This window comes from Siphonobacter sp. BAB-5385 (genome assembly GCF_002261125.1).
In the GTDB taxonomy this organism is placed as follows: Bacteria; Bacteroidota; Bacteroidia; order Cytophagales; family Spirosomataceae; genus Siphonobacter.
The window spans coordinates 1-755 of record NZ_NMPS01000124.1; the positions used below are offsets into that span (position 1 = coordinate 1).

General features: G+C 47.9%; 2 pseudogenes. Both read left to right on the plus strand.

The window, feature by feature from the left end:
• A pseudogene (locus tag BWI93_RS12750) lies at positions 1 to 496 on the plus strand (hypothetical protein); the annotation flags it as partial.
• Between the two features lie 64 nt (positions 497 to 560).
• Positions 561 to 755: pseudogene (locus tag BWI93_RS12755) on the plus strand (hypothetical protein); the annotation flags it as partial.

The window sequence follows — 755 nt, forward strand, 5'->3', positions numbered from 1 at the left end:
GACCACCGGCCAGATGACCATCGCCGATGGTACGCAAGGAGTCGATAAAGTGCTTACTTCCGATGCGAATGGTGGGGCTAGCTGGCAAGCTTCGCAACTGGTTAAAGCGACGATAACGTATACGAATGATGGCGTAGTTACACTACCTTCTCAGCCTACCGGAACAGGCTCTACCTTCGGTAATGTAAGCATTACTTTTCCGGTCAACGGTACTTATGCATTAAGCTGGGCCGTGATTGGTGATTATGCTACCAATCCTACTGCTGTAAGGGCCATAGACTGGTTTGGAGTTATTATACCGGGTCTTGTCAATCATCAGGAAAGTCAAATAGTTGGAGCCTATAACTGCTTCTCCTCTGGCGTTCGATACGTTACCATTACGGATGCCCCTAAAACCGTTCAGGTGAATTACATCAACACTTCGCCTACCGCCATGACATTGCGAGCAAATAGTGGTAAAAATTACCATGAATGGTTTGCCTATAAGGTATTCTAAGAACTTTTCTCCCTTACCGTTTCCCTACTAATTATTCATCTAAAGTTCAACCCCACGATTTCCAATGACACCCAAACAACTACTCGGTACGGCCTGCTTTGTAGTGGCCCTGCTGACCTCTTCCGGCCTGATGGCTCAGGTGAAAGTCGGCACGAATCCAACCACGATTGAAACCAACTCCAATCTGGAAGTAGAAGCATCTACGTCGGGCCGTAAGGTCAAGGTCGATAAGACCACCGGCCAGATGACCATCGCCGAT